General features: G+C 47.5%; 21 protein-coding genes. 17 read left to right on the top strand and 4 right to left on the bottom strand.

All coding sequences use genetic code 11. The annotated features are described in order from the left end of the window. A partial coding sequence (locus tag ACFI32_RS02030; RefSeq protein ID WP_462624836.1) for an MFS transporter occupies positions 1 to 616 on the bottom strand: 616 nt, incomplete at its 3' end. A gap of 263 nt (positions 617 to 879) precedes the next feature. Then, positions 880 to 2,931 (bottom strand): phenylacetic acid degradation bifunctional protein PaaZ, encoded by a 2,052-nt coding sequence (gene paaZ, locus ACFI32_RS02035; protein ID WP_462624837.1) that lies wholly within the window; start codon positions 2,929 to 2,931, stop codon positions 880 to 882. A 265-nt stretch (positions 2,932 to 3,196) separates the two neighbouring features. On the opposite strand from paaZ, the gene paaA reads away from it, so the two are divergent. From paaA to ACFI32_RS02105, 14 genes are all read left to right on the top strand, one after another. Further along, positions 3,197 to 4,153, top strand: coding sequence for a 1,2-phenylacetyl-CoA epoxidase subunit PaaA (gene paaA, locus ACFI32_RS02040; protein WP_201606632.1), 957 nt, complete (start codon positions 3,197 to 3,199; stop codon positions 4,151 to 4,153). A 37-nt stretch (positions 4,154 to 4,190) separates the two neighbouring features. Then, positions 4,191 to 4,481, top strand: a complete 291-nt coding sequence (gene paaB / locus ACFI32_RS02045) for a 1,2-phenylacetyl-CoA epoxidase subunit PaaB (RefSeq protein ID WP_201606631.1) — start codon at positions 4,191 to 4,193, stop codon at positions 4,479 to 4,481. 15 nt (positions 4,482 to 4,496) lie between these two features. Further along, the gene (gene paaC, locus ACFI32_RS02050; protein ID WP_462624838.1) at positions 4,497 to 5,252 is read left to right on the top strand and encodes a 1,2-phenylacetyl-CoA epoxidase subunit PaaC; all 756 of its coding nucleotides are present in this window, start codon (positions 4,497 to 4,499) and stop codon (positions 5,250 to 5,252) included. A gap of 27 nt (positions 5,253 to 5,279) precedes the next feature. Next, on the top strand, positions 5,280 to 5,780 hold the full coding sequence (paaD, locus tag ACFI32_RS02055) for a 1,2-phenylacetyl-CoA epoxidase subunit PaaD (protein WP_462624839.1): 501 nt from the start codon (positions 5,280 to 5,282) through the stop codon (positions 5,778 to 5,780). A gap of 108 nt (positions 5,781 to 5,888) precedes the next feature. Then, positions 5,889 to 6,947: a 1,2-phenylacetyl-CoA epoxidase subunit PaaE gene (gene paaE / locus ACFI32_RS02060; RefSeq protein ID WP_462624840.1), complete on the top strand. Its 1,059-nt coding sequence runs from the start codon at positions 5,889 to 5,891 to the stop codon at positions 6,945 to 6,947. Positions 6,948 to 7,039: 92 nt separating this feature from the next. After that, a complete protein-coding gene (locus ACFI32_RS02065) occupies positions 7,040 to 7,810 on the top strand; it encodes an enoyl-CoA hydratase-related protein (protein ID WP_462624841.1) in 771 nt (256 codons plus the stop codon). Then, positions 7,810 to 8,601: a 2-(1,2-epoxy-1,2-dihydrophenyl)acetyl-CoA isomerase PaaG gene (gene paaG, locus ACFI32_RS02070; protein ID WP_462624842.1), complete on the top strand. Its 792-nt coding sequence runs from the start codon at positions 7,810 to 7,812 to the stop codon at positions 8,599 to 8,601. Before ACFI32_RS02065 ends, paaG begins: the two co-directional genes overlap by 1 nt. A gap of 2 nt (positions 8,602 to 8,603) precedes the next feature. Further along, positions 8,604 to 10,148: a 3-hydroxyacyl-CoA dehydrogenase gene (locus ACFI32_RS02075; protein WP_462624843.1), complete on the top strand. Its 1,545-nt coding sequence runs from the start codon at positions 8,604 to 8,606 to the stop codon at positions 10,146 to 10,148. A 26-nt stretch (positions 10,149 to 10,174) separates the two neighbouring features. Continuing rightward, a complete protein-coding gene (gene pcaF / locus ACFI32_RS02080; protein WP_462624844.1) occupies positions 10,175 to 11,380 on the top strand; it encodes a 3-oxoadipyl-CoA thiolase in 1,206 nt (401 codons plus the stop codon). Positions 11,381 to 11,444: 64 nt separating this feature from the next. Then, positions 11,445 to 12,746: a phenylacetate--CoA ligase PaaK gene (gene paaK / locus ACFI32_RS02085; protein WP_462624845.1), complete on the top strand. Its 1,302-nt coding sequence runs from the start codon at positions 11,445 to 11,447 to the stop codon at positions 12,744 to 12,746. A gap of 67 nt (positions 12,747 to 12,813) precedes the next feature. Then, complete coding sequence (locus tag ACFI32_RS02090; RefSeq protein WP_462624846.1) at positions 12,814 to 13,749, top strand: PaaX family transcriptional regulator; 936 nt, start codon at positions 12,814 to 12,816, stop codon at positions 13,747 to 13,749. 81 nt (positions 13,750 to 13,830) lie between these two features. Continuing rightward, positions 13,831 to 14,430: a gamma carbonic anhydrase family protein gene (locus ACFI32_RS02095; protein ID WP_462624992.1), complete on the top strand. Its 600-nt coding sequence runs from the start codon at positions 13,831 to 13,833 to the stop codon at positions 14,428 to 14,430. A gap of 97 nt (positions 14,431 to 14,527) precedes the next feature. Continuing rightward, the gene (tynA, locus tag ACFI32_RS02100; protein WP_462624847.1) at positions 14,528 to 16,858 is read left to right on the top strand and encodes a primary-amine oxidase; all 2,331 of its coding nucleotides are present in this window, start codon (positions 14,528 to 14,530) and stop codon (positions 16,856 to 16,858) included. A gap of 198 nt (positions 16,859 to 17,056) precedes the next feature. Beyond that, positions 17,057 to 18,481, top strand: a complete 1,425-nt coding sequence (locus ACFI32_RS02105) for an aldehyde dehydrogenase family protein (RefSeq protein WP_462624848.1) — start codon at positions 17,057 to 17,059, stop codon at positions 18,479 to 18,481. A 192-nt stretch (positions 18,482 to 18,673) separates the two neighbouring features. Here ACFI32_RS02105 and ACFI32_RS02110 read toward each other — a convergent pair whose 3' ends face one another. Beyond that, complete coding sequence (locus ACFI32_RS02110; RefSeq protein WP_462624849.1) at positions 18,674 to 19,930, bottom strand: type II toxin-antitoxin system HipA family toxin; 1,257 nt, start codon at positions 19,928 to 19,930, stop codon at positions 18,674 to 18,676. A gap of 4 nt (positions 19,931 to 19,934) precedes the next feature. After that, positions 19,935 to 20,240, bottom strand: coding sequence for a helix-turn-helix domain-containing protein (locus ACFI32_RS02115; protein ID WP_462624850.1), 306 nt, complete (start codon positions 20,238 to 20,240; stop codon positions 19,935 to 19,937). Between the two features lie 196 nt (positions 20,241 to 20,436). Between ACFI32_RS02115 and cas3 the strand changes: the two genes are divergently transcribed. The 3 genes from cas3 (at position 20,437) to casB (ending at position 25,813) form a co-directional block, all read left to right on the top strand. Next, positions 20,437 to 23,244, top strand: coding sequence for a CRISPR-associated helicase Cas3' (cas3, locus tag ACFI32_RS02120; RefSeq protein ID WP_462624851.1), 2,808 nt, complete (start codon positions 20,437 to 20,439; stop codon positions 23,242 to 23,244). A gap of 230 nt (positions 23,245 to 23,474) precedes the next feature. Then, positions 23,475 to 25,094 carry a type I-E CRISPR-associated protein Cse1/CasA gene (gene casA / locus ACFI32_RS02125; RefSeq protein ID WP_462624852.1) on the top strand — a complete coding sequence of 540 codons (1,620 nt, stop codon included), beginning with the start codon at positions 23,475 to 23,477 and terminating at the stop codon, positions 25,092 to 25,094. Beyond that, positions 25,091 to 25,813, top strand: coding sequence for a type I-E CRISPR-associated protein Cse2/CasB (gene casB / locus ACFI32_RS02130; RefSeq protein WP_462624853.1), 723 nt, complete (start codon positions 25,091 to 25,093; stop codon positions 25,811 to 25,813). The genes casA and casB overlap by 4 nt, the downstream gene beginning before the upstream one ends. The last annotated feature ends 35 nt before the right edge of the window (positions 25,814 to 25,848 follow it).

Here is a 25,848-nt window from a genome sequence, read left to right on the forward strand (position 1 = left end):
ATAAGATAAACGGAATGCGCCAGCCCCACTCAAGGTAGGCTTCTTTACCCAAGATCAAATTTAAGAGCAGTAGCACACCAGTCGCTAAAATCATGCCGATGGGTACACCAATCTGCGGGTAAGACCCAAACAGTGAGCGTTTGTTGATAGGCGCATGCTCGACCGATAACAATGCCGCACCGCCCCATTCGCCCCCTGCAGAGAAGCCTTGGATAATACGTAAAAACACCAACGCCAAGGGCGCTAAGACCCCAATCTGCGCATACGTCGGCAAGAAGCCGATCAAGGTCGTTGACGCACCCATCAAAATCAGGGTTGATACCAATACCATCTTGCGACCGTATTTGTCACCCAAACGACCATATACGATGGCACCTAAGGGGCGAAAGAGAAATGAGATACCAATGGTCGCAAACGCGATGATTTGCGCCAGCATGGGGTTGGATTTGCTGATTTCAGCGAAAAATAGGGGCGCAAATACAAGACTTGCCGCTTGTGCATAGATAAAAAAATCATACCATTCAATCGCCGTGCCAACCAAGGTGGCAGTGAGGACTTTTTTATCTTTATGAACAGCAAGCGAGGCGTTTTCAGCCATCGTGGTGGTGGTGGTCATTTGTGACTCCTTGTCTGTATGTTGTCCTAGAAACCCACTGTCCTAGGAACGATGGCATGGCTATCCTAGCCAAGCATGATGTGGCACCTGCATATGATGCCTATTAATGATACTTTTTATATATTAAATTATATAATTATGTATCAATTGAACTATAATCTAGCCATTCTACAATCTAACGTCAACATGTTTTATCAAAAAATCTTACTTTAGTCGAAAAAAAAGGAGTCATAACGACTCCTTTTTGCATATCCGCACAGATATCAAGCCTGACGCTCAACTAAGGTCAAGATGTCATAGGTTGCGATTAATTCGTCACGTTGGTTCTTGACTTTGATGTCCCATACCACCACACCATGTGGTTTTTGCTCGGGGTCGCGCTGCGCTTTTGGCGTTTTTTGCTTACACGTTAATTCCACGTGAATGGTGTCCCCAATCTTGACAGGCTCAACGAAGCGTAGGTTATCCATACCGTAGTTTGCGATAACAGGACCTGCTGCTGCGTCCACAAACAAGCCAGCGGCCGCTGATACGATGAAGTAACCGTGGGCCACACGCTCACCAAAGAACGAATCCGCCGCCGCGATTTTGTCCATATGCGCGTAGAAATGGTCACCACTCAAGCAGGCAAAGTTGACGATGTCTGCCTCAGTCACCGTGCGCCGTGCGGTCAATAGACGCTCACCAATACGTAGCTCATCGAATGATTTTTTAAATGGGTGCACGCGGTCTTCGAACACGTCCGCACCCGCTGTCCAGCTGTGACTGACTTGGGTGATGGCGTTGGGGGAGCCTTGCAGGGCGGTACGCTGCATGTAGTGTTTGACGGCGCGTAGACCACCCAATTCTTCGCCGCCGCCTGCACGACCTGGGCCGCCATGTATCAGTAAGGGCAGCGGTGAGCCGTGACCCGTACTTTCACGAGCGCTTTCGCTATCTAGGATATGGATACGGCCATGCCAAGGGGCAATTTTTTTCAATAAGGCTTCGATGTTTTCGTCGGTATTGCGCACGATAGAGGCCACCAAACTGCCTTCACCACGGGCGACAAGCGCGCCGAGTTCATCGAGGTTGCTATAGGGCATGAGGGTGACCACGGGGCCAAAGGCTTCGATGCGATGGATGTTTTTAGCCTGTGTTGGCTGATGACAGACCAACACTGTTGGCGGGTAACAGGCGGATTTTTCTGCGTCCTCTACCTGTAGGGTAAAGTCGTCGCGTAAGTGACTGCCAAAGACCACGTCGGCTTCTTGGCTTAGCTCGGTCACTTTTTCAGCGACGTCGTGTTTTTGCTTCACGCTCGCCAACGCGCCCATGGTCACGTCTTCACGAGTGGGGTCGCCCACCACGACTTTTTGAAGTTTTTTAATCAGGCGGGCTTGCGCGGTTTCTAGCAAGGCGGCAGGGACAAAGGCGCGACGAATAGCCGTACATTTTTGCCCCGCTTTGCTCGTCACTTCGCGGAACACTTCACGGACAAACAAATCGATCGTTTCATCATTCGCGTCTGGGCTTAACACAGCACTATTGACTGAGTCGGCTTCCATAGTGAACGGAATCGAATGCGCATTTAAGTGAGGATGGGCGCGCAGTTTTTGCCCTGTTACCGCAGAGCCAGTAAAGGTGATGGTGTCTTGGGCATTTAGATGATCAAACAAGTCATAGGTCTGACCACATATCAGCTGCAATGCGCCCTCTGGCAATAGGCCGCTTTCATGAATGGCGGCAACCACAGCATGCGTCAGCTCAGCGCCTTCGGTGGCTGGCTTGACAATACACGGCACACCAGCCAATAGCGTTGGGGCGATTTTCTCTAACATCCCCCAGATAGGGAAGTTAAACGCATCAATATGCACCGCCACGCCCAACTTTGGGCTTAGGATGTGCTTCGCGCCAAACGTACCCTGTTTGGACAGCGGAATCCAAGCGTCTTCAATCAAGACCGTCTCATCGCTAAGCTCACGGCGCACAAGGCTTGAGTAGGAAAATAACGTACCAAAACCCCCTTCAATATCGACCCAAGCGTCTTTACGCGTCGCACCCGTTGCCGTGGCTAAGGCATAAAAATCTTCTTTACGCTCCATCAGGTATTGTGCGACCCCTTTTAAGGCATTGGCGCGCTCGTGGAATGTCCAGTTGGCAAGCGCGGCGCCATGTGTTTTGGCGTAATCAACCACGGCTTTGGTGTCGATACCCGCGCTACTGACTTGATAAATGGGTTCGCCAGTGATGGCGTGGTGCACGGTGCGAAAGTCGCTTTGGGCAATATAGGCTTTGCCGAGCACGAGTGAGCTTAACGTTTTGATGTCTGACATGTAGTAACTCCCTTTACGATACATTTTAGTTAAAATTCAACGATAAAACATATCATAATTTGTCGTTAAATCGCTAAAAAGTCAAGCGTGTCTATAGAATATGAGAATTTATTTAAAATAATTTATCTCAAATAATTATAAAAAACAATAACTTAGATATAAATTCGCCTAATAAATAAAGTGATACACTAAAATAATATTTGATTTTAAATAGGTATCGCTTTATATTATATAGAACGAACATTCTTTAAGGACGAGGTGTCATATGAATACACAAGTAGCCACGAAAGTAGCATTGTTTGATAGCAAGGTTGAAAAGGACATTTCAATTGAGCCAAAGGATTGGATGCCAGAGGCGTATCGTAAAACGCTCATTCGCCAGATCGGGCAGCATGGGCATTCAGAAGTCGTTGGTATGTTGCCTGAGGGTAACTGGATTACGCGTGCACCAACACTTAAACGTAAAGCCGTGTTGTTAGCGAAAGTTCAAGATGAAGCAGGTCATGGACTCTATCTATATAGCGCCGCTGAAACCCTAGGCGCAGATCGTGACGATATGATGGACAAGCTGATTGCCGGTAAGATGAAATACTCCTCAATCTTTAACTACCCAACCTTAACGTGGGCGGACATCGCTGCTATCGGCTGGTTGGTTGACGGCGCGGCCATCGTAAACCAAGTGGCACTGTGCCGCACCTCATATGGTCCCTACGCACGCGCAATGGTGCGTATCTGTAAAGAAGAAAGCTTCCACCAGCGTCAAGGTTTTGAAGCCATGATGGCCTTAGCAAATGGCACACCCGAACAAAAAGCACTGGCACAAGATGCCGTTGACCGCTTCTGGTGGCCTGCGCTAATGATGTTCGGTCCCAATGACGACAATTCACCCAACAGTGCGGCGAGCATGAAGTGGAAAATTAAGCTTTTTAGTAACGATGAGCTGCGCCAAAAGTTTGTGAACAACACCGTGCCACAGGTATTGGAGCTTGGTCTGACCGTTCCTGATAAAGACTTAACGTTTAACGAAGAAACGGGCAACTATGAGTTCGGTGAAATCAACTGGGATGAATTCTTTGCCGTGATCGCGGGTAAAGGCCCTTGTAACCATGAGCGTATCGAAGCCCGCCGTAAAGCGTGGGAAGAGGGCAAGTGGGTTCGTGACTCTGCAGCCGTTTACGCGCAGAAACAAAAACAACAAGCCACCACTCAAAAGGTCGCTTAACTGACTTAATATTGGTTTAAAGGAAGGAATATTCGCTATGGAAAGCAAAAATAACTGGTCACTTTATGAAGTGTTTATCCGCAGTAAACAAGGGTTAAGTCATCGTCATGTTGGCAGCTTGCGCGCGCCAGATGACGAAATCGCCCTACAAAACGCGCGTGATGTCTACACCCGTCGTAACGAAGGGATAAGCATTTGGGTGGTGAAATCAGAGCTGATTACCTCATCGCAACCCGAGGAAAAAGCAGAGTTTTTTGAGCCATCACTCGACAAGGTATATCGTCATCCTACCTTTTATGACATTCCAGACGGTTTTGAACATATTTAAGGGAGGAGACAGTCGATGAATAACCAAGCATTAACACAGTTTTTACTTCACGTTGGTGATAGCCAGCTGATTCTCTCGCACCGCTTGTCGGAGTGGTGCGGACACGCCCCAGAGCTTGAGTTGGATATTGCCTTATCAAATATTGGTTTGGACTTATTGGGTCAAGCACGCACGGTGCTGAGTCTGGCAGGCCAAATCGAAGACTTAGGCCGCGATGAAGACAAGCTGGCGTTTTTCCGTACCGAACGAGAATATCGCAACCTATTGCTGTGTGAGCAGCCCAATGTGGATTTTGCCCAAACGATGGTACGTCAGTGGCTGATGGATCATTACCATATCCTGCTACTGGACGCGTTAAGCCAAAGCAGCCATGCAGATATCGCCGCTTTTGGTGTGAAATCATTAAAAGAAGCAAAATATCACTTACGTTTCTCTAATGCGTGGATGGAGCGCTTAAGCCTCGGTACCGATGAGGCACACCACAAAACGCAACAAGCGCTGGACAATCTATGGCGCTTTACCGCTGAATTGTTTGAGCTGACCGCTGACGAACAAGCCTTGGTGGATAGTGGGGTCTTGCCAAAGCTAGATACTTTAAAGGCTGAATGGTCAGCGCAGGTTGAAAGCGAATTGGCACGTTTGGACTTAACCTTACCTGACAATGGCGCATACCGCCGCGGTGCCAAGCAAGGCGCGCATACCGAGCACTTGGGTTATATCTTGGCAGAAATGCAGTACATGCAGCGCACTTACCCCAATATGAATTGGTAATCAACATACAAGACAGGGAGTCAACGTATGCAGTTAATTCCACAAGCCACCGATGCCTGCTGGCAAGCCCTGAGTCAGGTTCATGATCCAGAAGTACCCGTTCTGACCGTGCTTGACTTAGGCATGATTCGAGGCGTTGACATCAACGCCGATAACGAAATCGTGGTGCGTCTAACCCCCACCTATAGTGGCTGCCCAGCAACCGATATGCTAAAAGACGAGATTAAAAGCACGTTTACCGAGCGCGGGCTTACCCCTGTTAAGGTAGTGGTTGACTTGTCTGAAGCGTGGACGACCGACTGGATGAGTGAGGCTGGGAAGCAAAAGCTGCAAGACTATGGCATTGCACCGCCGCAAGGGGATGCGCACAGCTGTGGTAGCCATATGCCACTCACCGGCGGGGTAACTTGTCCCCATTGTCGCAGTAAACGAACCGAAATCATTAGCGAATTTGGGTCGACAGCGTGCAAGGCCTTGTATAAGTGCCTCGACTGCCTTGAGCCGTTTGATTATTTTAAATGCATCTAATGTATCTGAGATAAGGGCAGTCGCAAGATGGCACCTACGGTCAGCTCACCAATTAATTAGTATGTTAAGCAATATGCACGCTAAGCCACATGCAAAAAGGAGTTTCGCATGAGTCAATTTTTACCACTCACCATCAAAGCTATCCAGCCACAGACAGAGCAAGCGATTTGCATTGCCTTTGACGTCACGCCAGAAATTGCGGAAACCTTTGAGTACCAACCGGGTCAGCATTTGACCATCCGTCATATGACTGACAATGGCGAAATCCGTCGTTGCTATTCCATCTGTAGTGATGTGCAAGAAGACATGAGCATCGCCATCAAAAAGATTGACCAAGGTCAGTTCTCTACGTGGGCGAACGAGCATCTCGAAGTAGGACAGACCCTAGAAGTCATGCCGCCCCAAGGCGTGTTATTTCAAAAAGCTGCGAAAGCTGGTGGTCAAAACTATTTAAGCTTTGCGGCGGGTAGTGGTATCACTCCCATTTTATCCATCGTCAAAACGGTGTTAAGCACCCAGCCAGAGGCCAATTTTACCTTGGTATACGGCAATCGCTCATGGCAACAAACCATGTTTTCTGAGCAAATCATGGATCTTAAAGACCGTTTCAGAACGCGCCTACAACTGGTCAATATTTTCTCACGTGAACTGAGCGAGAGCGACCTCTTTAATGGTCGTATCGATGCGAACAAATTACAACAGCTGTTTGACGCGCAATTAATCAGCGCTGATGTAGATCACTGCTTTGCCTGTGGCCCAGAGGAGATGATGGAAGCCGTTGAGACAGTCTTGCCAAAGCTTGGTATCGATCGCAAGAACATCCATACCGAGCGTTTCCACACGGGGACGGTCAACAAACCAACCGCCCAGCAAATCGAAAAACGTAGCGAAGAGCGCGTCAACATCATTTTGGACGGTCGTGAGCTGATCATTGAAGTGTCAAAACAAGATGACAGCATCTTAGAGGCGGCATTAAATGCAGGTGCTGATTTACCCTATGCCTGTAAAGGCGGAGTGTGTGCTACTTGTAAATGTAAGGTAATAGACGGTGAGGTCGACATGGCGGTCAACTATAGCCTTGAGCAAGACGAGTTGGATCAAGGCTACGTGCTCAGCTGCCAATCCTTACCCGTCTCACCCAACGTACGCTTAAGCTTTGATGCGTGATCGCAAGACGCCAGCAGACTGTCTGTCGTTTGTATATCCACAGTAGGGTTTAGAAAAACCCTCTATTTCATTGTTTTTATTAGGATTCAGGGATGAATTACATTAAAACCTCCAGCCCAAAAGCAGGCGTTGCACTGATTGAGCTCAATCGCCCAGAAAAACGCAACGCCTTAAACAACGCCACGTTGCAAGAGATTGCTACGCAGCTGAAAGCCTATGACGCTGATGCCAATATAAAGGCGGTTGTCATTACTGGCAATACTCAATGCTTCGCTGCGGGCGCTGATCTTAACGAGCTTATCGAGCTCGATACCGTCAGCTTGCAAACCGATATCCGTCCAACCTTATGGAAGCGCATTGATGAGTTTAGCAAGCCGCTATTAATGGCGGTCAATGGCTATGCCCTCGGCGCGGGTTTTGAGTTGGTGTTGCATGGTGACATCTTGGTCACGGGTGAAAACGCCCAATTTGCGTTGCCTGAGATTGGCTTAGGCATGCTACCAGGAGCAGGGGGGACACAGCGTCTTGCCCGCCTAGTCGGTCAGCAGCTTGCCATGCGTTGGGCGATGACAGGCGAGCGCATCAATGCATCAAGCGCAAAGCAGCATGGTATCACCACCCAAATCTGCCCAACTGAGCTTACCGTACAGTACACCATTGATCTGGCAGCCAAGATCGCCAAGCAAGCCCCTTTGGCCATTCGCGCCATCAAGCAGTCACTCAAAAGCATTCATGAAGTGAGCCTAAGCCAAGGCCTCAAACAAGAGCGCCAGCTGTTTGTTTGGCTGGCTGCCACTCAAGATCGCGAAGAAGGCATCCGTGCCTTTTTGGAAAAACGTCAACCCAGTTTTAGAGGTGTGTAATGGACTATCAAACGATTCTCGTCGAAGAAAAAAACGCGGTCGGCTATCTGACCTTAAACCGCCCAAAGCAGCTGAACAGCTTTAACGAAGTCATGCATAAAGAAGTGTCCAGCGTGCTCAAAGCGTGGTCAAAGGACAGCAGCATTCGTGCTGTGGTGCTCTCGGCTGAAGGTCGCGGTTTTTGCGCCGGTCAAGATTTGGGCGATCGCGTGGTTGACCCGAATGCGGACTCGCCAGACTTGGGGCTATCCATCGAAACTTATTACAACCCTCTGATTAAACTGATTACGACTATGCCAAAGCCTGTTATCTGTGCGGTCAATGGCGTGGCAGCGGGTGCGGGTGCGAACATCGTCTTAGCCTGTGACTTGGTATTGGCGGCCAAATCCGCCTCATTTATCCAAGCATTTTGCCGTCTTGGGCTGGTACCCGATTCAGGCGGCACATGGTTTTTACCTCGCGTTGTCGGACGCGCCCGTGCGATGGGTTTAGCCATGCTAGGCGATAAGCTGTCGGCGGAACAAGCGCTGGCGTGGGGCATGATTTGGCAAGTGGTCGAGGATGACGCGCTGCGTAGTGAAGTTATTACCTTGGCTGAACACTTGGCCAGCCAACCGACTTATGGCCTAAGCCTGATTAAAAAAGCCATCAATGTATCTGCGGACAACAGCTTAGAAGATCAGCTTCTCTTAGAGCGGGACTTGCAGCGCCTTGCTGGCCGCTCAGCTGACTATAAAGAAGGCGTCCAAGCTTTTATGCAAAAACGCACCCCAACTTACCAAGGACGTTAATTATGGAAACGAGGGATTTATCAACAGCCGCCATTGCCGTTATTGGGGCAGGCACGATGGGCATTGGCATCGCCCAGCTGGCCGCCATGCACGGTCACACGACCTATCTGTTTGACGTGGATGCTGCCAAAAGCCAAGCCGCCTTGGCAGGCCTAGAAAGCTTACTTGCCAAACGGGTAGAAAAAGGCAAGATGACGCAAACGCTACTCGATAGCACCCTAGCGAATCTATCGATTGTTACCGATATCAATGAGTTGGCAGCCGTGCAGATGGTCGTTGAGGCGATTGTTGAGCGTCAAGACATCAAGCAGCAGCTCTTTGTCCAATTAGCGGCTATTTGCGCCAATGATACGATTTTTGCCTCCAACACGTCGTCCATATCGATCACCGCGATTGCCGCCGCAGTACCTAACCCTGAGCGCGTGGTGGGCTTACACTTTTTTAACCCCGCCCCAGTGATGAAGCTTGTGGAGATTGTGCGCGGGTTACGAACAGCGCCTGAGATTACAGATAGCTTGTTTGACTTGATGCGTGCTTGGAAAAAAGTACCCGTCACCGCCAAATCTACCCCAGGTTTTATCGTCAACCGCGTGGCGCGTCCATACTATGCCGAAGGCTTTCGCGCCTTGCAAGAAAACGCGACCACACCCGCGCAGCTTGACTTTATCATGCGCGAAGTCGGTGGTTTTGCCATGGGGCCATGTGAGCTGACTGACTTAATCGGTCAAGATATCAACTTTTCAGTGACCCAAAGCGTCTATCAAGCGTTCTTTTATGAGCCGCGTTACCGTCCCTCATTGGTGCAACAAGAATTGGTCGATGCAGGGTGTTTCGGTCGTAAATCTGGTCAAGGGTTCTATGATTATAGCCAAACGCCAAAAGCCCCAGTTTATACGTTGCCAAGCGTCGACGTAAATGATGATATGAACGATAAAGCGCTGCCCACTATTATCGTACGCGGTGATTGGGCTTACGCAAGAGGTTTGGTTGAGCGCTTACAAGCTGCGGATGGCCTTACGGTGACCCTTGAAGAGGCAGAGCAAAGCAGTATCGAAATCGGTGATATCAGCATCCGTTTATCACTGGGTGAATCGGTGGAGGCTGATTACGCTGATGCCAAAGTCATGCTGATGGACTGGCAGGCCGACTGGTCACAAGCCCGCGCGGTCGTATTGGCGGCTGCGATGGCCTGTGACGATAACGAGCGCGCGCTAGTGGCTCAAGCTTTTGCCCGCCTTGGCGTAAGTGTTATTTGGTCTGCCGATCATCCTGGTCTTTATGTGTTACGTACCATTGCCATGCTCATCAATGAAGGCTGTGAAGCGGTGTTACATGACATCGCCTCTGAATCAGACATCGACGCGGCCATGAAATACGGTGTGAATTATCCCAAAGGGCCATTTGAATGGGCAGCGCTGCTTGGCTACGACACCGTGCTGAGCACGCTCAATAATTTACAGCGTCTTTATGGGGAAGAGCGTTATCGCGCCAGTCTGTATCTGGTCAGAAAAGCCGCCACCTATCGCGCAGCAAGCGCTTACGCTTAATTGGTTTATTATAAAGGGAAATTATCATGCAACAAGTCTATATTTATGCCGCCATTCGCACTCCAATCGGGCGCTATGCGGGTAGTCTAAGCAGTGTGCGTACGGATGATTTGGCCGCTTTGCCCATTCAACATCTAAAAGCTGAGCACCCAAACTTGCCATGGGATACCGTCGATGAGGTCGTGATTGGCTGTGCCAACCAAGCTGGCGAGGACAACCGTAACGTCGCGCGTATGGCAACGTTACTGGCAGGCTTACCTGATAGCGTGCCCGCCATCACCGTTAACCGTCTTTGTGCCTCTGGTATGGACGCGATTGGTATTGCCTCACGCTTGGTCAAAACGGGTGAGGCCGAGTTTGTCTTGGCTGGTGGTGTCGAGAGCATGAGCCGCGCGCCCTACGTCCAGTCAAAGCCGACTAGCGCCTTTCACCGCGCCCCAGAAATCTTTGATACCGCCATCGGTTGGCGCTTTATTAATCCATTAATGAAAGCCGCGCATGGTGTGGACAGCATGCCAGAAACAGCCGAAAACGTGGCGGACAAATACCAAGTCAGCCGCGAAGACCAAGATCTATTCGCGCTACGCAGCCAACAAAAAACCGCCGCTGCCCAGCAGTCAGGTATCTTCACTGAAGAGATCTTACCCGTTGAAGTCAAAACCAAAAAAGGCAGCGTGATGGTGGCGCAAGACGAGCACCCACGCGCAGATACCAGCTTGGCAGCCCTCGCTGGTTTGAGAACGCCCTTTCGTAAAGAAGGCGGCTCAGTGACGGCGGGTAACGCATCAGGCGTCAATGACGGCGCTGCTTGCGTACTGATGGGTAGTGAGGACTTTGGTCAAGCACATGATTTAACGCCGCAAGCGCGTATTGTGGGTATGGCGAGTGCGGGTGTCGAGCCACGCTATATGGGTATCGGCCCTGTGCCTGCGGTACTTAAGGTGCTTGAGCAAACGGGGCTCACATTAGAGCAGATGGACGTTATCGAGCTGAACGAAGCCTTTGCCGCGCAGTCGCTTGCCGTGATTCGCGAATTGGGTCTTGCCGATGATGACGCCCGTATCAACCCAAATGGTGGTGCCATTGCGCTCGGTCATCCGCTCGGCATGAGTGGGACACGTCTGGTCATCACCGCGATGAAAGCGTTAAAACGTCGTAACGGCAAGTATGCGTTATGCACCATGTGTGTGGGCGTGGGTCAAGGCGTGGCAATGGTGATAGAAAGCATCTGAGCGAAGCGTTAACGGAATTTTTAATTGGAAATGTAGTCAGGATGACTACGACAAGGAGTCTTATATGAATCATAATGTCATGGAACACATCGAAACCGCGTCGGTAGACGAATTACGTAGCGTACAGTTGCAGCGTTTGAAAGCAACCCTCAAACACGCTTACGACAACAGTCCTGTCTACAAAAAGAAATTTGACCAAATTGGCGTTCACCCAGAGGACTGCCAATCCTTGGAAGATTTGGCCAAATTCCCATTTACCACCAAGTCAGATTTGCGCGCCAACTATCCGTTTGGGATGTTTAGCGTCCCCCAAGAACAGATCATCCGTGTGCATGCCTCATCAGGGACGACGGGCCAACCTACCGTGGTTGGTTATACCAAGCAAGATATCATGACGTGGTCAGATGTCGTCGCGCGCTCACTGCGTGCCGCTGGCCTGTCCAGCAAAGACACCATTCAAGTATCCTACGGTTATGGCTTGTTCACTGGCGGATTGGGTGCTCACTATGGTGTTGAACGCTTGGGGGCAACGGTCATCCCTATGTCAGGTGGCCAAACGGAGCGCCAAGCCCAGCTCATCCAAGACTTTAAACCAACCGCTTTAATGGTGACCCCCTCGTACTGCCTAAACATTATTGAAGCGTTAGAGAAAAAATTTGGCACTGCCAAAGACTGTTCAGTTAAAACGGGTATTTTTGGCGCGGAACCGTGGACGAATGCCATGCGCCAAGAGATCGAAGCGCGCTTAGGTATTGATGCGTTAGATATCTACGGCCTGTCAGAAGTCATGGGCCCAGGTGTCGCTATGGAATGCTTAGAATCTAAAGACGGCGCCACCATTTGGGAAGACCACTTTTACCCAGAAATCATCAACCCTCAGACTGGGGAAGTACTACCAGACGGTGAGCTTGGCGAACTCGTGTTTACCACCATTACCAAAGAGGGTATGCCCATCATTCGCTACCGTACACGAGATTTGACCCGCTTATTACCTGGCTCTGCACGCACCATGCGCCGCATGGAAAAAATTGTTGGTCGTAGCGATGACATGATGATCATTCGCGGCGTTAATGTGTTCCCCTCGCAGATCGAAGAGCAGATTTTACAAATATCAAAATTACTGCCAAACTACCAAATTCATATCATCAAGCACGGCCACTTAGACACTCTACGTATCCACGTTGAGTCACGTCGTGATATCAATGATCTTGAAGTGGTGCAATTGGCCAATAAACTGAAACAAAAAATAAAAACGATGGTGGGTATCAGCGTACAGGTAGATGTCTTACCACAAGGCATGTTACCTCGTTCTGAGGGTAAGGCTCAACGTGTTGTTGACCTGCGTGATGTCGCTGTTCCTGCTTAATGTAATTAACCCAGCGCGATAGTCTCTTGGGTATTATCGCGTGCTTTTTAAATAATGAATAAACGACATGAACGCGAAACTAAAACAATGTATCGATGAGCTTATTTGTGAAGATGTCTTGAGCGGCACCTCGTTAATTATGTCCATCTTTGGGGATTGTATCTTTCAACGAGGCGGGGTGATTAGTTTAGCCAGCCTGATTCAACTCATGGATGCGTTCGGCTTTAATGAACGCTCCGTGCGTACAGCGGTGTTTCGCTTGGGACAAAATGACTGGTTAAGCTCCGAAAAAATCGGACGTACCAGTTACTACCGCATTACCGATGTCAGCCGTGAACGCTTTGCGACCGCTCATAAAAAGATTTATGGCTTACATCAGAGCGAGTGGGATCACAAATGGGATCTGGTGTTATTAAGCTCGGTTGAGCTTGGCAACAAAACCTTGCTCAAAAAAGAATTGGAGTGGCTCGGGTTTGCTAATATTTCCACCAATCTTATGGCCTATCCCAGCTGCGACCAACAGCAGCTACAAAACTTGCTATTTAATCTCAAGATGACGGAGCAAGTGGTGGTGTTTCGCGCCGAGGCCTTGCCCTTATGGCAAGAGTCACATCCGACACTCAAGCGTATGGTTGAGGTGAACTGGCCCATCGAGCAGCTGCACCAACGCTATGATAAATTCATTAACGACTTTCGTAATATTTTAAGTCTTATCGAAGATGATGATTTTGATGCATTGCAAGCGTTTCAAATTCGCATTTTACTGATTCACCAGTACCGCCGTATTTTGTTAAAAGACCCAAACTTACCGCTAGAGCTATTGCCCTCAGATTGGCTGGCACTGACCGCGCGTAACTTGACCAGTAATGTGTACCAAACGATTGTAAGCGCGTCTGAGGCGTTTTTTCTGAACATTGCGCGCACAGCAGAGGGCACCATGCCACCAGCACTGCCCCAGTTTTATAAACGCTTCGGCGGCTTAAAGTTTGCTGCAGAAAGCTGAGTAAAAGAAACTTGAGTAAAAGAAACCTAAACGAATGACGATGTTATACGTTGTTTGCTATGTCTTGATAAGGAGACGATGATGCCTTGCTATGCCATCGACGGAGTAGTCCCCGTGATCAGCCCAGATGCTTATGTGCATCCAACTGCCGTGATTATTGGCGATGTTGTCATTGAGGCTGGCGTGTATGTCGGTCCACTCGCGTCATTACGGGCAGACTTTGGTGGTATTCGTATTCAAAAAAACGCCAATATCCAAGACAGCTGCATCATTCATGGTTTCCCCAATCATGTCGTGGTGGTCGAAGCGTACGGTCATATTGGGCATGCCGCCATTCTACATGGCTGTATCGTGCGAAAAAATGCACTTGTCGGCATGAACAGTGTCATTTTAGACCTCGCAGAAGTGGGTGAAAATAGCATTATTGGGGCGAATAGTACCGTCAAAGCGAAGATGGTCATTCCGCCAAACGTCATGGCATTGGGCAGCCCTGCAAAAGTGATCAGAGCACTTGAAGAAAAGGAGTTGGCTTGGAAAGCGCATGGTACGCAGCAATATATCGACCTTGCCAACCGATCTTTACACTCTTTAGAAGAAGTACAGCCGTTAACCATGGACACGGACGAGCGGCTAACACATAAGAACTTTACGGCTCAACACCATATCAAATCAGAATGTTAACAATACAGGCCATCAGTTACGAATAGCGGCTATGACAAATAGCGGCTATGACAAAAAGTAAAATCTACATTCATCCACGATAACAAGGAAGTTATTTATGAGACACGCTAGCCATCAGCAAAAAATCAACGCGACAATCAGTAAACAACCTCGTCAGCGTACCGCATTCAAGTCGGCATTCACGGCGTTAGTCGCCAGCTTGGCTTTTATTTATAGTGGTCAGGCACTAGCGCATGGTGGAGAGGTGCATATGGTTCCGCTTGAGGAAGCCATGTCAACAGCGGATGCAGAAGTCACCTATGACAGCTATGCCGGTATGTATACCATCACCAAGGACGCGACACGGGTAAAAATCAAACCGAGTAGCTCGACTGCCATGGTCAATGGAAAACCTCTAACCATCACCAATCCGCTGGTCATGAAAAACGGTCAAGCCTTAGTACCTGACACCTTGGCCAATGAAATACTGCAATCAAATTTAGACCAAACCTTTAAAGTCGAGCGCACGCCGCATCCACTTAATAGCTTGAACAGTGATGAGATTAAGCAAGTGACCGCGATTATCCGTCAGTCAAAACCAACAGAGAAAAACTTAAGGTTTGCCGATATTCGCCTAAAGCAGCCTGACAAAGACGCTGTCTGGAAAAGTGTACTGGCGGACAAGCCGTTTAGCGGTGATCGTGTGGCTACTTTTACCCTTTTGAAGGGTACTACCGCCATTGAGGGTGAGGTGAACTTAGATAAAAAGGCGCTTACGAGTTGGAAAACGCTTGAAGATACGTTCGGTATGGTGCTCATAGATGACTTTATCGCCGTACAAGAGATTATTCAAACCAGCCCAGAATACAAAGTCGCCTTAAAAAAACACGGCATTGATGATGTGACAAAAGTGGTGGGCACACCGCTGACCGTCGGTTACTTTGGTGGTAAAGACGGACTAGCAGATAAGCAGCAGCGCATCCTCAAAATCGTCTCTTACCTAGATGTCGGAGATGGCAATTACTGGGCACATCCCATCGAGAACTTGGTGGCAGTGATTGATCTAGATACGAAAAAAGTAATTAAAATAGAAGAAGATAGCGTCATTCCCGTACCGATGACCCCGCGTCCCATCGATGGTCGCGACAGAGACATTGTCAACAATAAGCCTTTGAATATCATCGAGCCAGAAGGCAAAAACTACACCATCACAGGTCGAAACGTTGAATGGAATAACTGGAAGTTTCATATCGGTCTTGATAGCCGTACTGGTTTGCAGCTGAGTACCATGACCTTTAACGACAAAGGCGTTGACCGTAAAATCATGTATCAAGGTAACTTAGGCGGTATGGTCGTGCCCTACGGTGACCCTGATGTGGGCTGGTACTTTAAATCGTACCTCGATGCGGGCGAGTACGGCATGGGTACCTTGACCTCGCCATTAGAGAAAAATGTCGATGCCCCAGAAAACGCAGTGCTACTTGATGCGGTGCTTGCAGACTATGAAGGCAATCCTTATACCATTCCGAACGCCATTGCCATATTTGAGCGCTATGCAGGCCCTGAATTTAAGCACCAAGAAATGGGACAAAAAAACGTCAGTACCGAGCGCCGAGAACTGGTGGTGCGCTGGATCAGCACCATCGGTAACTATGATTATATCTTTGACTGGGTACTACAGCCAAACGGTACTATTGGTATTGATGCGGGCGCGACAGGCATTGAAGCGGTCAAAGGGGTTATGGCAAAAACCATGCATGACCCAAGTGCCAAAGAAGACACGCGCTATGGCACTTTGATTGACCATAACATCGTTGGTACCACGCACCAGCATATCTACAACTTTCGCTTGGACATGGATATTGATGGCGAGACCAATAACATCAAACATATAGAGCCTATAGTCACGAAAAATACGCGCGGCGGCCCGCGTACCAGCACGATGGAGACGCGTGAGACGACCGTGCTGACAGAAACGACAGCGAAAGAAAACTTTGATCCTTCTTCTGTACGTTTAATCAGTAATGCCAGTAAAGAAAACCGTATGGGCAACCCCGTGTCTTATCAAATGATTCCGTTTGCAGGTGGTACGCATCCGATTGCCAAAGGCGCGAATTTTGCGGATGATGAGTGGTTGTTCAATCGTCTGAGCTTTATGGACAAACAAATTTGGGTAACACAATACAAGCCAGATGAGTTATATCCAGAAGGTACCTATCCCAACCGTTCTGATAAAGACACAGGGTTAGGAGCCTTTATTGCAGATGATGAAAAAATTCATAATAAGGATCTGGTGGTATGGTTAACGACGGGCACTACCCATATAGCGCGCGCTGAAGAGTGGCCTATTATGCCAACTGAATGGGTGAATGTACTGCTCAAACCTTGGAATTTCTTTGATGAAACCCCGTCATTGGCACTTAATCAAGGCAAAGATGAAAGCAAATAAACCGCTCTAAAATAGGGACATGCCTTACTGCGTCAATAGTACAACCTTAGTGCAGCAATAATATGGTTGCACTAAGGTTGCATTAAGGCTAATGATATAAGCAGAGCGCTTATTTTTAGATGATTTGACGCTATGGCTTAGCCTGAGTGTTTCTAGTCAGCCCTATAAATAATATTCACAAGAATAAGAGTTAACACCATGAAAAAATTTAATCTAATTATCGACGGTAAACAAGTTTCAACGAATGATTATTTCGATGTGATTAATCCAGCCGACAAATCAGTGGTGGCACGCTGTCCAAAAGCCAGTGTTGAACAGTTAAATACGGCAGTCGCCGCCGCCAAAGCCGCCTTTCCTAGTTGGTCAGCGCTCACATATGCAGAGCGCCGTGATTACCTAATGCAGCTTGCTGATGCCATCGAAGCCGACAGTGAGGCGTTGATGACGATGCTGACCAAAGAGCAAGGCAAACCACTAAAAGGCTTTGCCGATTTGGGGGCAGGCTTTGAGCTTGGTGGGACATTGGCTTGGATACGTGCGACCGCCAGCATGGCGTTGGAACCAGAAATCATTCAAGACAATGACTCGGCTCGCATAGAATTGCATCGCAAACCACTTGGCGTGGTAGGCTCCATAACGCCATGGAACTACCCATTGTTGATCAGTATCTGGCATATCATTCCTGCGCTATTAACCGGCAATACGGTGGTTATGAAACCATCTGAGATGACGCCGTTGACGGTATTATACTTCGGTGAAATTGCTAATAATATTTTGCCAGCAGGGGTATTAAATATCGTCACTGGTGAAGGGAATATCGGTGCGGCGATGTCTGAGCATGTGGACATTGCCAAAATTGTATTTACAGGCTCCACCCCAACGGGCAAAGCCATCATGAAAAGCGCGGCTGTGACTTTAAAACGTTTGACACTTGAGTTAGGGGGCAATGACGCTGGTATCGTACTGGCCGACGCTGATATTGAAGCTATTGTAGGTAAGATTTTTGCCACCTCTTTTATCAATAATGGTCAAACGTGTGCCGCCCTAAAGCGACTGTATGTGCATGAATCAGTACATGATGAGTTGTGTGCCGCCTTGACCACGATTGCCAAAAGCATGAAGACGGGTAATGGGCTTGATGAAGACACCGACTTTGGACCACTACAAAATGAGAAGCAGCTAGACATCGTCAAAGCACTCGTTCAAGATGCCAAAGAGCGCGGTGCTAACTTTTTATGTGGCGGGGAAGTGGTAGACGAGACTGGTTATTTTTATCCCATAACGTTGGTGAATCATATCAATGATGGCGCAAGATTGGTTGATGAAGAACAGTTTGGACCGATTCTTCCGATTATTAAGTTTAGCGATGTCGAAGAAGCGATTGTCAGTGCCAACCGCTTATCTGTTGGACTTGGCGGTTCAGTGTGGTCAACAGACATCGAAAAAGCACAGCGTATCGGTTCACGTTTAGACTGCGGTACTGTATGGATCAATAATCATGCCATGGTTCAACCCGATGCCCCGTTCGGTGGTGTTAAAGACTCTGGGTTTGGTATTGAGTTTGGAGAAGCGGGTCTCAAAGAGTTTACGTCTATACAGACCATGCAAGTTTTTAAATCTTAATAAGCGTAGCGGTATAATTAGGTGGTGTATCAAAAAGTATGCTGATTGAAATTTGAACCATTTTTGAAGCCTTGAAAGCGCTATAGAAACAGAGAACTTAGCATAGGTTTCTGATGGACTTTTATTGCCAGCATACTTTTTAGAACACCACCATTATTTTTAACAACAAATTTAACAACTTACATAACGCTATCAACTTACCATCCGATTAATATTGGCTTTTATGTCACGAATGACCTGATTTGATAATTCGTTTTCGATGTCATGGTCTCTAATAACAGTCAAAAAATCTTCAGCAACTGATGCTACTTGATCAATCATTGCTTGAGCTTTGTTTTGCTTAATATCAGCTGCTTTAGCCAGTTTCAGTAAGTCAGATCGAGTAGGGTGCTTCGCTTCACCTGCCACATCCATTTGATGATAACCATTCATTCCTGAATTATAAGCCAAATCATAAACGGGCGCTAATGACCACCTGCCAGCCTTGTCCATCATAAAAGAGAAGTTTTTGCTATGGTCGTCTTTATTATTAAAAATCACATTAAATACCGCATGTCTAAAACCGTCTTCTACCGCGGCTTGTGATCCTGTCAACATACGCACACAGCGCAAGTACTGCAGGTAATCTAATGAGGGAATCCGAAAATCAATGTCTAATAACCCTGCCAGCGTATGAGTATGAACGCGTTGATTGCCCATGCGGTCAAAACGCTCAACCCCAAAAGCAGCATGTTGTTCACCGATATCAAAATAATGGTGCGCAGGCATGTTTAGGCCTGCTTGCTTAGCCATATCAGCATAAAGTGACTCTAATAGACAAACGCTTTTATGCTCAGATTGGGCAGGGAACTTAATCAGCCACGGCGTTGTGGATGGCTGTTCGCTTGTTAAGTCCATAGCAATAAACTCGGTTGCTTCATCATATAGGACAAGTGCTTTTGGCCTTGCGCCTTGCGGTGAGCCACCGATGACGATAAGCTCGGTTAATATATCACTGTCTTGACCTGATAAAATCGATTGGTTGGCAGCCGCCAGTTTGGCTAAAGTCAGCTCACCTGTATCAATAGTGTCAGATAAGTCATGCTCAGGCTCAAAGCTAAGCGCCCCCATGGCAGAGTCACCAATATAAGCTAAACGATCCAAAACATTGATTTGCCCTGCAGGTTTGTCCATAATCTTACGAAAAAATCTATCCATAAGCAGCATGCCCCAACCATCAGGTAAGCTGTCTGATAATAATCCGCATAGGTAATGGCTTGATGCATGAGCACCATAATAAGGTGCTGATCGTAAGGGCATTTCAACTGGTGATAGTTCCAGTCCATCAGCCAGCCACGCAGCATCATAGCCAAATACAGGACGGCGTCCGTCCATTGTGAGCTGACCGATAAGACGCTTAGATCCAAAGCCTTTATAGTAGGCATTAATAACAGATATTGGTTGGTACATAGCGTTACTCGCTAGCTTTATTTGATGCTCGCAGGCGTGGGTTTTGTTTAGCGATAATGTCTTCAATACTGCTAGGTTTGATGTCAAACAACTCGGCAAAATGATTGACCATACCAAGTGCTATAGCAAGCCTGATTATATTGTCTAGTGTACCGCCTTGACCTGATTCAATGCGAGCCACAGTACTGATACCAATCCCAGACCTTTCTGCTAAAGCCGCTTGGGTGAGATTCAATGATAACCGCTGCGTCTTTAAGCGTTGACCTAAAATAACGGCAATCTCACTTGGCGTATAAAAATCAAATCGCATATGATAATAATCACTCATATTTAAATGACAAAGTTCTATATTAGCATTTATTCGTTCAAATATGAATAGTAATATATATTAAAATACTTGGTAGTTAAGTATCGAAAGCAGGAGTATAGATTCTCGTAATCCCAAAATACAGCTGTCTTTTGTTTGCTATAATCTATAGCTGATCATATTGCCATAGAGTCTTGCTATGTCTAACATTTCTGCTTATTACCGCTACTGGGGTAAAGCCCAGCCCAATCTTGAATTATCTACTATTCCTTATCATTTGTTGGTTTATCACAGCTTAGATGTGGCAGCAATTGCGTATCACTTACTGCATGATGATGCGCCCATTATGAGTGATTTATCAAGCTACTTAGAAATTGATAAGGCTAAGCTGCGTGATCTATTGTGTTTTTTGATTGGATTGCATGATTTGGGTAAGTTTGCCGCCTCGTTTCAGGGTTTGTATCAAGCAAACGATGACTTTTTGATCTCGGTTGATCGGCAAACTTATCCTTATACCAAACGGCACGACGCGCTTGGATGGTGTTTTTATCAAAATGCCTTTGCTAATAATCGTCTTTGCACAGCAGATAAAGACCAGAAGCGGCGTATCAAGACTGGGTTGTCTATCTTATTTAATTGCGTGTTGGGGCATCATGGTGTGCCTATTCAACCTGAGGATAAGCCAGTCAACTTTAAGGATTTGTCAGCGGTTGGTGTGAAGTATCAAAATGAAATCACACCAAATAATCTACAAGCGGCTAATGAGTGGATCACTGATTTAAAATCATTGTTTCATGTCGATATGCCAATTGACTTGTTGGCTGATACCGACTGGCAAACGCGCGTTAAGCACATCAGCTGGCAGGTGTCTGGTGTGACCATGCTGGCAGATTGGCTTGGCTCTGACAGCGAGTACTTTTGTTATGAAAATAAAGTGATGCCACTTAGTGACTATTGGCTTATGGCGCTTGAGCGTGCTGGTCGCTGTATTTATGACAAAGGACTGGTAAATATTACGCCGCCAGCGCCTTTTAATAGCATCCAAGACAGCTTTGGCTTTGCGCCATCGCCGTTGCAAGCGTGGGCAGAGTCTGTACCGCTGCCTGATAGCCCGCAGCTGTTTGTGTTAGAAGACATCACAGGATCTGGCAAGACAGAAGCAGCGCTTTGTCTTGCGCATCGCTTGATGGCAAAGGGTGCAGCAGATGGCTTTTATTTTGGACTGCCAACTACCGCGACCTCTAATGCCATGTTTGAACGTATCGAGCGGTTCATGCCCACACTATATGATGCAAACGCTCAGGGCAGTGTACCGTCACTGGTCCTTGCGCATGGTAGCAAAAACATGAACGCAACTTTTCAGAAATTGCTGCAAAATGCCAGTGCAGACTATGTCAATACAGCTAAGACAGCAATAATCGGTGACGAGATCAGCAGTCAGTGTCATGCTTGGTTTGCTAGCAGTAATAAGCGCGCGCTACTTGCCAGCATCGGCGTAGGTACGATTGATCAAGCACTACTAGCAGCCCTACCCAAAAAACACCAACCGCTACGCTTATTTGGGCTACACCACAAAGTGTTGATTTTCGATGAAGTGCATAGCGCGGACAGCTATATGTTTGAGCTACTAAAGTCGCTATTGCAAGTACACTTACATCAAGGCGGGCACGCGATTTTATTAACCGCAACGCTCAGTCTTGATAAGCGCGAAGCGCTGGCTAAGCTGTGGCTGGATCAATATACCACTCATTATCAAATGGACGTTGATCAACACGTAACCCAAAGCGAGCAATTCCCGCTTGCCACACAAGTGATAGCCATACCTGACATTGGTGTAATGCCTGTCCGCGAAAGCGTGATTGATAGTCCTGAGCGGGTGGCGCGCAAATTGGCAGTTGATTTTATGCACACCACTGAGACGGTCGTGGATTATTTGCTGCAGGCGGCACAGGACAATAAATGCGCGGTGTGGGTCAGAAATACCGTGGCTGACGCCATTGACGCCTATGATGATCTGCTTGCAGCAGGAATGGACAGCCAAAATATAGTACTGTTTCATAGCCGCTTTGCGCTTGCCGATCGCAACCGCATTGAGACGCAAGTATTACACTGGTTTGGCAAACACAGTACGCCAGATATCCGTGCTGGCAAGATACTCATTGCCACCCAAGTGTTTCAAGAATCTCTCGATGCTGATAGCGATGTGATGGTAAGCGATTTGTGTCCTATTGATTATCTGATCCAGCGGGCAGGCAGGCTACATCGACATCAGCGTGATCAAGCGGGTCAGCGGTTAGAAGGACGGCTATCTGATAGCCTTGTGCCGCGAGACACGCCTACCTTAAAGATACTAGCGCCGATATTTAGCGATGATCCGTCAGCAGCATGGTATAGCGATCTGTTTGATAAAAGCCAATATGTGTATCGGCATGTCGGTCAACTGTGGCTGACGATGCGAATCTTACAGCAGCAAGGCTGTCTTGATCTGCCAAAAGATGCACGGTTATTGATCGAATCGGTCTATGCCAAAGATGCCCAGCAGCAAATACCAGAGGCACTACTTGCCGACAGTAAAGCCGATGACAGCCAACAAAAACGCAAACAAAGCACTGCTAAGGACATGCTGATCGAGTGGGATAAGGGCTATTGCGAAAAAAGCCAAACGCGGTGGTTTGCCAGCGAATCCGTTGCCAATAGTGACGCCAATACAAGGTTCCAAGAAATGCCCACATCAGAGGTGGTGATATGTAAGCTAAATCAAGACTCAGAAAGAATTGAATTCTATGCCGCGCCAAGACCGTTCTCGCTTGAACTAAGCGTGATTAAAATGGGTGAAAGTATGGCAAAAAAACTGGCAGATGTTCCTGATCAATATACTTCACAAGTAGCTGCCTTAAACGAGCGCTACCATGGATTAGAGTATAAACAGTTGTGGTTATTGGGTAATGATGAGCAGTTTGTTTATGATGCAGATAAAGGATTGGTAGAAACTAAAATCCCCACGTGAGTGGGGAACGGGTTACTTCTAATTACAATTGTTTATTATTATTTAAAATATTTTTTATAGAATTTTTTTCTATATGCTTAAATAGCTTTTCTACATGGAGTGTAGTGGCTGTCGATAGATTGTCTTCCGCACTAAAAATATAAATTTTTGTTGACTCGTATTTTATCTGTCGTTAGTCTGAAAGGAGTGTTTCACAATAGCCATTGATAACGAATAACACTAGGATAGATATGAACCTAATTGATGACCCTTGGTTGCCGGTACTCACCTGTGATGGTCGCCGTATAATCATAACCCCAGTACAGATATCTGATCCTAATATTGCTGAGCTGGATTTGCCGCGCTTAGACTTTCAAGGCGCTGCGTATCAATTACTAATCGGCTTATTACAAACCACCTTTGCCCCCAATACTATCGATGACTGGCTAGACAGTTACGAGACACCGCCAAGTCTTGATGCGCTACAAGCGGCGTTTGCTACCGTTCGTCATGCATTTTTTGTTGATGATGATCCAAAGAGCAATGGCGCGCGGTTTATGCAGGACTTAGACCCGCTACAAGACGTCAAATCGGTTAACCGTATTGATGGCTTACTTATCGAAGCTCCGGGCGGTAATACGCTTAAACACAATAAAGACTTTTTTATCAAACGTAGTCTGGTTAATCAGCTGTCACTGCCGATAGCGGCGTTGGCACTATTTACCCTGCAAATCAACGCGCCATCTGGCGGGCAAGGTCATCGCACTGGGCTGCGCGGCGGCGGCCCTATGACCACCCTTGTCCGTCCCACTCATGATGACAGCAGCTTATGGCAAAAGCTGTGGTTAAATGTGATTAATCGTGCCGATTTTGACTATCCAGACCCTAACCTATATGACGGCAGCGTCTTTCCGTGGCTTACAGACACGCGTGTCAGTGACAAGAGTGGTGAGCCGATATATAGCCAGGACGTACATCCACTACATATTTACTGGGCGATGCCGCGCCGCATACGGCTCATAATTGATGATGCGCCAGATAATGCTGATATTAAGCCAATAGATGACATCACAGGCGAGCACTGCGACCAGATAGTCATTCAGTACCGAACCCAAAACTATGGTCACAATTATGAAGGTGATTGGTCGCCGCATCCCTTTACCCCGTACCGACTGAATCCCAAAAAACCTGACGACACGCCATTTTCAATTAAAGCCCAACCGGGCGGCATTAACTATAAAATCTGGCACATGCTTACCTTTACTGGTAAGGAAGGTAGCTCAGGGTTTATTCGTGCCATGGTGATTGATCAAGCCAACGATATTCATGAAGCAAGCGAGGGCGAGATAGACGCTTCAAGGCTATGGGCGTTTTCTTATGATATGGATAACATGAAGGCGCGCGGCTTTTATAGTAAAGAGCTGCCCATCTATCATATCGAGCCTGAAGATCAAGAACAGCTTTTAGATACTGTTCTTGAGTTGCACACTTTAACGGACAGCATCGTCAGACAATTGCGCGACAGCATAAAAAAAGGCTGGATGAGTGAGCGCCAGGCCAAAGACACTAAAGGCGATATGAGCAATATTGACACCATGTTTTGGCAGCGCAGTGAGCCGCTGTTTTTTGCCGCGATTGATGAAGCAACGCGTCATGGTGGCAAACTGACCCATGACGCTGGCATGCGCTGGCTCAACCGTATCGTTAAATTGACCGAGCGAATCTTTGAAGAGCAAGTGCTGTCGTCGGCGGTCATCAAACAGCGGCATATGGCGCAATTAAACCAACTGCGCGCTTTCTTATATGGCAATAAAGCACTGGCAAACTTCCGTGGTCGTCATAAAGCTGCAAATAAGGAAAATGTTTCATGAATAATTCCACCGCTCAAAACAATAGTAATCAAGACAATAAAAAAAACGCTCCAAGCTATCAGGCAGTGCGTTATTTGCAAGGCTGTTTTCCTATCATCAGCGCATGGCACAAAAGATTATTAGAGATTAAAAACAAGGCAAATAACTTGCCTGTAACAGACGAAAATGACCCTTATCTGGTATTTTTTCGCAGTAGCCTATCGTCATCAGATGCCGCCAAGCTCAAGCGCTGCCAGCATATGGACGAGGTTGCCATGCAGCCAGCGTTTATCGCTCTGTGGCAGCAAGTGAGCAATAAGCTTGCCGCGTCACCTTCTAGCAAGATTACTGATACAACTTTCAACGCATGGCTAGCCGTTGCTTGGGTGCTCGCGCAAGTACGTCATGCCGATGAGCCCTATTATGTCACCAGCAAAGACAAAGCTAAACTCGTCAACAACATGGCGCATGTGGCGGGGTCACAAGATAATGAGCGTCCACTGATTACGCCGCTACGCTTCGAAAAGCTGATATCAGCGCGAGACCCTAACGACTTTGTGCAGTTACTATGGCGAATGGTTACGCAGTTGCAGCAGCAAGGCAAACCGCTAAATATTGTTTGGCTTGCCAATGACATCATGCACCGCTTTGCTGATTTTCAAGGCTCAAACTATCGCAGCCCAAAAGATAAATTAACCGTGCAGTGGTCGCTGAGCTATTATCAAATGAACGCCGCTTAAGCATTATTACCCCCTTTTTATGACTCTTACAGGAC

Source organism: Psychrobacter sp. PSi21 (genome assembly GCF_054960615.1).